Annotated in this window: 8 protein-coding genes; all 8 read right to left on the reverse strand. The window is 50.0% G+C overall.

Going from position 1 to position 7019, the window contains the following annotated elements; translation table 11 throughout:
- Positions 1-493, reverse strand: a 493-nt coding sequence (locus AC1WIP_RS09055; protein ID WP_481141536.1) for a nitrilase-related carbon-nitrogen hydrolase, incomplete at its 3' end; no start/stop codon positions are given.
- Positions 494-509: 16 nt separating this feature from the next.
- Positions 510-1388, reverse strand: a complete 879-nt coding sequence (gene hslO / locus AC1WIP_RS09060) for an Hsp33 family molecular chaperone HslO (protein WP_481141537.1) — start codon at positions 1386-1388, stop codon at positions 510-512.
- A gap of 2 nt (positions 1389-1390) precedes the next feature.
- Complete coding sequence (locus AC1WIP_RS09065) at positions 1391-2146, reverse strand: class I SAM-dependent DNA methyltransferase (RefSeq protein WP_481141542.1); 756 nt, start codon at positions 2144-2146, stop codon at positions 1391-1393.
- A 53-nt stretch (positions 2147-2199) separates the two neighbouring features.
- Entirely contained in the window at positions 2200-3276 is a 1077-nt protein-coding gene (gene hisC / locus AC1WIP_RS09070; RefSeq protein WP_481141538.1) for a histidinol-phosphate transaminase, read from the reverse strand.
- A 4-nt stretch (positions 3277-3280) separates the two neighbouring features.
- A complete protein-coding gene (locus tag AC1WIP_RS09075; RefSeq protein WP_481141539.1) occupies positions 3281-4297 on the reverse strand; it encodes a glycosyltransferase family 2 protein in 1017 nt (338 codons plus the stop codon).
- Positions 4298-4332: 35 nt separating this feature from the next.
- The gene (locus tag AC1WIP_RS09080; protein ID WP_481141540.1) at positions 4333-5055 is read right to left on the reverse strand and encodes an amino acid ABC transporter ATP-binding protein; all 723 of its coding nucleotides are present in this window, start codon (positions 5053-5055) and stop codon (positions 4333-4335) included.
- A complete protein-coding gene (locus tag AC1WIP_RS09085; protein ID WP_318704432.1) occupies positions 5042-5740 on the reverse strand; it encodes an amino acid ABC transporter permease in 699 nt (232 codons plus the stop codon). The genes AC1WIP_RS09080 and AC1WIP_RS09085 overlap by 14 nt, the downstream gene beginning before the upstream one ends.
- A 131-nt stretch (positions 5741-5871) precedes the next feature.
- Positions 5872-6750: a basic amino acid ABC transporter substrate-binding protein gene (locus tag AC1WIP_RS09090; RefSeq protein WP_481141541.1), complete on the reverse strand. Its 879-nt coding sequence runs from the start codon at positions 6748-6750 to the stop codon at positions 5872-5874.
- Positions 6751-7019: the final 269 nt, after the last annotated feature.

Here is a 7019-nt window from a genome sequence, read left to right on the forward strand (position 1 = left end):
CGGTAAGCCCGGGCAGATTCATACATTCAAACAGAAGATTGGTTCCAAAGGGAATTTCCTCCCCCTCCAGATAATAGCTGACCACCTGAGCGTTTCCCTGGGAAAAATGCCTCCCCTCGTAAAATTCGGCATAGCTTGGTATATTGGATTTAGGCACCATTCCCAGAATGGCTCCGTCCTGCAGCACCGCAGCCACATTATAAAGCCTGCCGTCCCTTTCCAGGGGAAGCCCCACCGTCACAAGAGCGTCCTTTCCCTCTGTGGCATTCGCAATCAAAAGAAGCTGTCTCTTGGCCTCCTCCAACAGCTTTTGCTGTAAAAACAAGTCGCCGCAGGTGTATCCGGTAAGACACAGTTCAGGAAACACAATGATCCTGGCCCCATGCTCCCAGGCCTCCTCCAGCTTTTCCAAAATTACCTGGGCATTATACGACGGGTCCGCCACCCTGATCTTAGGAGTGACCGCCGCCGTCTTGATAAATCCCTGTTGCATGCCTTTTCCCCTCCTCTCAGCGAGCCCTTTCATACAGCCGCTTTAACTCCTCTACGCTAAAGCAGTAATTTCGATTGCAGAAATGGCAGTTGACCTCTATTTCTTTTCCTTCCTCAATCATGTCCTTAAGCTCCTCTTTTCCGATGCTGATCAAAGCCTTTTCCACACGCTCTTTGCTGCAGCTGCACACAAACGCTGTGGGAATGGTATCTGTGATCTCCATGTTTAATCCCGCAAGAAGCTGTCCGAGAATCTGTTCTGGGGTATTTCCTGCCTCCAAAAGAGCGGTCACTGATGTGATGCAGCTCAGATTCTCTTCCAGTCTGCTGATCACTCCTTCCTCTGCAAAGGGCATCAGCTGCACGATAAAGCCGCCCGCCTGCTTCACAGTGTTGTCTCTCTCCATCAGCACACCCAGCCCCACGCTGGAGGGCACCTGCTCGGAGGCTGCAAAATAATAGGTCAAATCCTCCGCAATCTCGCCCGTCTGTAAAAGAGTCTGTCCCACATAGGGCTCCTTTAATCCCATATCCTTTATGACCCGCAGGCTTCCCTTTCCTATGGCTCCCGCCACATCCAGCTTCCCCACGGCATTTGCAGGAAGAATTACATCCGGCACGTTGGCATAGCCCTTTACATTTCCATGGGAATCTGCAGTTACAGTAAGCCCTCCCGCCGGACCGTCCCCACTGATCTGCAGCGTTAAAATATCCTGTTCTCCCTTCAGCATAACGCCCATCATTGCCCCGGCGCTCAAAAGCCGTCCCAGAGCCGCCGTTACCACGGGGCTTGTATTATGGGCCCTTCTGGCCGTCTCCGCCACCTCTCTTGCCGTGCAGGCAAAAGCGCGGATCTGGGCGTCTGCAGCCGAAGCTCTCACGATATAATCAGACATTTTCATTGCTCCTTTCCCCGTTCTCTGGCAACCACGCAGATTCTCTGGCTCATAGCAGTCACCGCCCCCCTGGTGTCCCCGTCAAACATTTCTACCAGCGTCATTCCCGCCTTTTCCACCAGGGCTTTTATCTGCTCCTTGGTATAGCCCCGCTGAAAATGGGTCTCTGTAAATCTGCGGAACAGCTCTTCCTCCTCCCGCACAAATACAGTGAGATCATACTCGTTGATCTCCTCCTCAGGGTCGTAGAAATTTTCCCATATAAAGCTGCAGTCCTCTCTGTTTTCCGCAATCACCGTATCCCCGATCACCTCTCGGTATTTATAGGCTGTGTTGAAATCAAAGATAAAAATGCCCCCGGGATAAAGATAATTGTTTATCAGAGAAAAGACCGCCAGAAGCTCTTCCTCCTCCAAAATATAATTCAGGGAGTCACAGACGCTGATTACGGTTCCCACCGTAGAATACAGCTCCAGTTCTCGCATGTCCTGCTGTAAATATAAGATCTCCGAACCGCTCATTTCCCGCTTTTCCAAGGCAATATTGAGCATGTCCTGGGAGCTGTCCACACCGATCATGTCATAGCCCTTTTCATAAAGCAGCTCTGTCAGCGTTCCTGTGCCGCAGCCCAGATCCACCACCAGATTTCGTTCTGCCTCCAGCAGTCCCTCACTCTCCCGCTTAGGCTTCGACACACCGTATTTTTCTATCAGCTGCGTCAGTACAAGACACCATTCCCCATAGGGAGTATTGTCCATAAACCTGTCATATACAGCGGCAAAATCTCCATAAATACCGTCATTTCTCTCCACTACCTGCACCCCTTTCCGGCAATAAAGTTCTCCAAAAAGGCAAGAAGAGCATCCATCTCCTCATCTGTTCCTATGGTGATCCGAAGATAATTGTTAATTCTAGGTTTATTCCAATACCGCACATAAATATCTCTCTCACGCAGCGCCTGAAAAATCTCACCCGCCGGTATGCTCTTGTGGGACGCAAAAATAAAGTTTGCCATAGAGTCCGGAAAAGTAAAGCCTAACTCTGCCAGCCTTTGCTTCACCCTTTCCCTGGTGGCAATAATCCTGTCTGTGGTATCCCGAAAATATTTTTCGTCTCTTACCGCTTCCGCCCCCAGCACCTGTGCGGGAAGATTCAAGGTATAGGAGTTAAAGGAAAACTTTACATCGTTCAAATATTTCACCAAGCGCTCATTCCCGATGCCAAAGCCGATGCGCATTCCTGCCATGGCGCGGGATTTTGAGAAGGTCTGCACCACAAAGAGATTATCATACTTCTTTAACAAGGGCAGCGCACTCTCTCCCCCAAAGTCAATATAAGCCTCATCCACAATCACTACACAGTCCCTGTTATCCCGCACAATCTCTTCCACCGTATCCAAGCTTTCGCAAAGTCCCGTAGGTGCGTTTGGATTGGGGAAAATCACGCCTCCATTTGGCCGCCTATAATCCTCTGGCCTGATATGCCATTTTTCATCCAGCGGGCAGGTTTCATAGGGTATGTGATGGAGGCCAGCCCACACATCGTAAAAGGAATAGGTGACATCCGGGAATAAAATGGGCTTTTGGCCGTTAAAAAAGGTCATAAACGCCATAGACAGCACGTCGTCTGAGCCCACCCCCGCAAAGACCTGCTCCGGCTCCACATGGTAGTACTCCGCCAAAGCCCGGGTAAGCAGTCTGCTGTCAGGATCAGGATACAGACGAAGGGCCTGGAAATCCAGCTCTTTTGCCGCCATTTCCACCCGCGGCGAGGGTGGATAGGGACACTCATTGGTGTTCAGCTTTATCATCCCTGCCTTGTTTGGCTGCTCCCCCGCCACATAGGGGATCACCCTTCTTATATTCTCTTCCCACTTTCTGTTTTCCATACTCTTATCCTTCCTCCAATGCTGCAAGCTCTTTTTGGTAAGCTTCGGCCTGCTCCCTGTTTCCAAGGGCCTCATAGCAGCGGATCAGCCCCTTAAGGCCCTCTCTGTCCCCACAGGCAATGCTTAACGCCGGTGCGGTCTCATAGACCGCATTGTAATACCAGACTGCAGCCTCTTCATAGTCCTTTCGCTCCTCATGAAACTGCCCCAGCTCGCAGCAGATTTCCGAGCAGCCCTCCCCTGCAATGACCTTTGACGTATACTTCAGGAAAGCCCCCACATCCCCTGAAATCCTGGCCGCTCTGGCCGCAACACAGCATGCCTCCACCAGCTCCTCTTTGCTTCTGTTCACATCTGCTGCAGATTTTTGGAAGAAATCCGCCGCCTGCAGAAAATCCGCTCTCCCACCGGACAGATAAAGCTCTCTGGCATACAGATTGTGCAGTCTTCTGGAAAGCCGCCTGCCGGCTGCAGTCTGCTTCCTGAAATTTGCAAGATCACGTCCGGCATGATTCTGCTGGGGCATATGGGTGATCACAATATTGCTGTCGTACAAAACAGGAGCCAGCCGTATCTGTTCATGGATTGGCTCCTCCCACACAAATTCCCGCTGTCTTTTAAAAAGCTTGGGACGGTATTCCTCATCGAAATTATAAACTGTGCCATACTGAAGCTGATTCCCATATTTCATCTGGACAATTTCAATCTCAGGAAGCAGTGTTTCCTTCAATATCCGGAAGCGCTCTCTGTTTTCCTCCGACAGTACCTCGTCCGCATCCGCAGAATAAATATATTCCTTAGTGGCCTTGGAAAAGGCATAATTCCTGGCCGCACTGAAATCATCCGTCCACAGAAAGTCGTAAAGCAGCCCGGTATACCGGGCTGCAATTTCTTTTGTACTGTCACTGGAGCCTGTGTCCACAATAATAATTTCATCCACCAGATCCGCAACGCTGTCCAGGCACCGCGCCAGTACCTTCTCTTCATTTTTTACAATCATACATAATGAAATGGTTATCATTGCCCTGTCCTTTCACCTTTGCAGAGTCCTCGCTCCTACAGCACTTTGGAAAGAAACTCCTGCAGTCTGGGACTCTTCGGATTTGCAAAAAACTGAGCCGGGGTATTTTCCTCCACGATATTCCCCTGATCCATAAACACTACCTTGGTTCCCACCTCTCTGGCAAATCCCATCTCGTGGGTCACCACCACCATGGTCATGCCGCTTTCTGCCAGCTCTCTCATAACCTCCAAAACCTCTCCCACCATTTCCGGGTCAAGGGCGGAGGTAGGCTCGTCAAACAGCATCACCTTTGGGCTCATGGCCAGAGAACGGACAATGGCAATTCTCTGCTTCTGCCCGCCGCTCAAAGAGCTGGGATAGGCGTCAGCCTTCTCGGAAAGTCCCACCCGGTTAAGCAGCTTCAGCGCATTTTCCTTCGCCTCCTCGGGCTTCATCAGCTTTAGCTTTATAGGCGCAAGAGTGATATTGTCCATGATGGTAAGGTTATTGAACAGATTAAAGTGCTGAAACACCATACCCATGTGCTCTCTCACCTTGTTGATATCTGTCTTTGGATCGGTAATGTTTTGTCCATCAAACCATATCTCTCCGCTTGTGGGCGTCTCAAGCAGGTTCAGACACCGTAAAAAGGTGCTTTTCCCCGATCCGGAGGGGCCTATGACCACGATCTTTTCCCCTTGCTGTATCTCATAGTTGATTCCTCGCAAAACATGGTTGTCCTCAAATTTTTTATGCAGATTCTTAACGGTTATCACTTTTTCGCAGCCTCCTCTCCAGTTTTTCCAGCAGCTTGGTCAATATTTTAATAATGATAAAATAGACGATCGCCGCGCCCACCAGTGGCGTAAAGGAGTCAAACAGCCTGGAGCCCACCTGATTGGATACACGGGTCAGATCGCTGAGCCCCACATAACCTACAATGGCCGTCTCCTTGATCAGCACGATAAACTCGTTTCCCAGAGGAGGAAGCACATTTTTAAACGCCTGGGGTATGACAATATAGCGCATGGTCTGAAAATTGTTCAGCCCCAGGGAACGGCCTGCCTCCGTCTGCCCCTTATCCACCGCCAGAATCCCGGCCCTGACAATCTCTGCCACATAAGCCCCGGAGTTAATCCCGAAGGTGATGCTGGCCACCAGAATTCCGTTCTTGCAGCTTGCCAGTACCACGAACCACATGATCATCAGCTGCAGGACAGAGGGCGTACCTCTGATAATGTCAATGTAAATTCCCGCAATATGGGTCAATATGGTGGGCTTGCCGTTTTTTCTGCGTGACAGCTTCATAAACGCCACCACAGTGCCTATCACCACGCCGATGATAGCCGCAAAAAAAGCCACCTCCATGGTGATTCCAAGACCACTCACATACAGCTTCCACCTGTCTCCCGTGATAAAGGCGGCCTCAATCTTCAGCCAGACAGAATTTAACCATTCCATAGCTCAGAATCCTCTTCTTTCTTTTGTCGTGATAGATATAGATATCATGATATCTATCATACCAAAAAGAGGATAACGGTACAACCATTATCCTCCAAAATGTGCGAAATTTGTTTATTTATACAAAATAACTATTCCACTTCGCCGATATACTGTGCCACCAGAGCGTCAAAGGTGCCGTCTGCCTTCAGATCGGCAATGGCCTGATTTACCTTTTCCACCAGATCGCTTCCCTTGGGAAGGGCAATTGCATAGTACTCCGCCTCAAAATCAAAGTCCGCACCGTCCAGTGCAACCAGCTCTCCCTCGAACTGCTGTGCAAACACCTGTGCCGGATTGGTATCAATGATGACAGCGTCCACTCTTCCGTTGATCAGATCGTTTACCGCATCAGCGCCCTTATTATAAGCCTGCACCGTAGCTCCGGGAATTTCGTCTGCAATAAAGTTGCCGGTAGTGTCCAGCTGAACGCCGATGGTCTTGTTCTCCAGATCCGCAGCCGCCTTAATATCAGAATCTGCAGGAACAATCACAGACTGTACAGCCTCATAATAGGTGTCGGAAAAATCCACTGCAGCCGCGCGCTCTTCTGTCACGGTCATGCCTGCGATGACTGCGTCAATCTTAGTGCCGATGGAAGCAATCAGAGAGTTAAACTCCATGTTCTCCACCTGTACCTCCATACCCAGCTTCTCGCCGACCGCCTTAATCAGCGCAATATCAAAGCCGTCGGGTTCTCCGTCATCCCCCACATACTCAAAGGGCGGGAACTCGGCATTGGTTCCTACAATCAGAACATTGTCACCGTCTGCAGTCTCTGCCTCTGTGGAAGCACTTTCCTCAGAAGCCTCCTGGGTCTGCTGTGCCTCTGTAGAAGCGCCTTCAGTGGACGCGCTCTGCGTCTCTGAAACAGTGCTCTGCACGTCTGCATTTGCAGCGTCGCTGCCGCAGGCCGTAAGTGCCGCTGCGCACATTACCGCAGCAAGGGTCATGGCAATTATTTTTTTCATAATTACATCCTCCTCCTGAAACATACTTTGAATCTGGATTAATATATCACCTTTCTGGGAAAAAATCAACTATGTTTGAATAAATATACAAGAAAAAGCGTCGGCCAAAGAGATACGGTAATATACGGCAGAAAGGGGACAGGAATTTTCAGATTTCCCTTCTTATTTATGTTATGCTGAAATGCCTGTACCAGGCCAAGCATCCCTACAGCCAAAAGCATCAAAAAAAGATAGGCTGTAAGTCCTGCCCCAAGGGCACACTGTACCAT

It is taken from the genome of Acetatifactor sp., assembly GCF_982438285.1.

Excerpts from the sequence above, each read along its gene's own strand:
- AC1WIP_RS09065 (WP_481141542.1), bottom strand. The coding sequence starts at position 2,146 with ATGGACAATACTCCCTATGGGGAATGGTGTCTTGTACTGACGCAGCTG.
- hisC (WP_481141538.1), bottom strand. The coding sequence starts at position 3,276 with ATGGAAAACAGAAAGTGGGAAGAGAATATAAGAAGGGTGATCCCCTAT.
- hslO (WP_481141537.1), bottom strand. The coding sequence starts at position 1,388 with ATGTCTGATTATATCGTGAGAGCTTCGGCTGCAGACGCCCAGATCCGC.
- AC1WIP_RS09090 (WP_481141541.1), bottom strand. The coding sequence starts at position 6,750 with ATGAAAAAAATAATTGCCATGACCCTTGCTGCGGTAATGTGCGCAGCG.
- AC1WIP_RS09075 (WP_481141539.1), bottom strand. The coding sequence starts at position 4,297 with ATGATAACCATTTCATTATGTATGATTGTAAAAAATGAAGAGAAGGTA.
- AC1WIP_RS09085 (WP_318704432.1), bottom strand. The coding sequence starts at position 5,740 with ATGGAATGGTTAAATTCTGTCTGGCTGAAGATTGAGGCCGCCTTTATC.